Source organism: Alkalibacterium sp. s-m-28, from assembly GCF_054658175.1.
On the sequence record NZ_BAAGIQ010000198.1, the window covers coordinates 1 to 1,293 of the forward strand.

Sequence of the window (1,293 nt, forward strand, 5' to 3'; positions counted from 1 at the left end):
GTAAGCGATGAATAGCTAGGTACCTTCGAGTCCTCGCGACCTCCTGTTAAACTTAAGATATCATAAGTACACAGGAGGTTTTTCAATTTGGAAAAGAATAAACAATCTATCATACCGGTGACCCTGCATGACGATAACACTAAGCGTCAACGCATTACAAAGCACCAGTCACAGAAATTAGTGGCCCATTTAAAAAATAGTCAGGCAGAGCTACTAGTTTATGAGGGAATCAAACCCTCGACCTTGAGAGTTCTCCTCGCGGAGTTGTCATTAAATGAAACTCGTTGACTTTACTCAAGTAGAGAATATTTTTATTGTGTGTGGAAAAACGGATATGCGCCGTCAAATTGACGGATTAGCTGCGACGATCACTGAAGAATATGATGTGGATGTTTATAACGACGCTCTCTTTCTATTCTGTGGTGGAAAGAAGGATCGGTTCAAAGCTCTTTATTGGGAAGGCGACGGCTTCCTTCTCTTATATAAGCGTTTAGAGAATGGGAAATTGAATTGGCCGCGTAACCAGAACGAGATTCAACAATTAAGTGCACAACAGCTGCGTTGGCTGCTTGAAGGACTATCTGTTAACCAAAAAGTTTCTATAAAACCTGCGGTTAAAGGGAGTATAGCCTAAAAAACGAGAGAGAAATTGATAAAAAAATCAATGGCTCTCTCGTTTTCTTTTCCTGATTAGTGTAAAATTTAAGTATTATTTATGTGAGGAGAAGCAGGCATGTCTATCAAGAGCGACAAACAGTTTGAAGTGATTATTGAAAAGTTGGACCAGCTACTAGAAGAAAACAAACAACTGAAGACCCTTATCGCTCAGAAAGATGATGAGCTTTCCCTACAGAAAGAACAAATCGAATTTTTAACTCAGAAATTATACGGCCCAAAGAAGGAAACGTTGAACGGTGATCCAAACCAGGGCAACCTCTTCAACGATCTCCTTTTTAGCGAACCAGAGCAGACTGGTGACCAAAGCGACGAAGAAGAAGTTATAGTCACAACCGTTAACCGTCGCAAAAAACGTAAAGGGTTAAAAGACAAGCAGTTGTCTTCTCTTCCTACTGTTGACCACATTCATGAAATTGAGTCTTGTACGTGTCCAACATGTAAAGAAGGAATGAAAGAAATCAGCACACAACTCATCCGTCAGGAAGTTAAATTTATCCCGGCGAGAGTTGAAAACCACAGACATTTCCAGAAAACATATGCCTGCGCGAACTGTGAGAAAAGCGGAACGCGCACGCCTTTTGCAAAATCTGAAATTCCCAGACTTCCGTTAAATAA

At 40.6% G+C, this 1,293-nt stretch carries 3 protein-coding genes; all 3 read left to right on the plus strand.

Going from position 1 to position 1,293, the window contains the following annotated elements:
* Positions 1-87 precede the first annotated feature (87 nt).
* A complete protein-coding gene (locus ACYQ4S_RS11905) occupies positions 88-288 on the plus strand; it encodes a hypothetical protein (RefSeq protein WP_346025151.1) in 201 nt (66 codons plus the stop codon).
* Positions 275-634 (plus strand): IS66 family insertion sequence element accessory protein TnpB, encoded by a 360-nt coding sequence (gene tnpB, locus ACYQ4S_RS11910; RefSeq protein WP_343754126.1) that lies wholly within the window; start codon positions 275-277, stop codon positions 632-634. The genes ACYQ4S_RS11905 and tnpB overlap by 14 nt, the downstream gene beginning before the upstream one ends.
* Before the next feature lie 99 nt (positions 635-733).
* On the plus strand, positions 734-1,293 hold a 560-nt coding region (locus tag ACYQ4S_RS11915), incomplete at its 3' end, for an IS66 family transposase zinc-finger binding domain-containing protein (protein ID WP_459771356.1).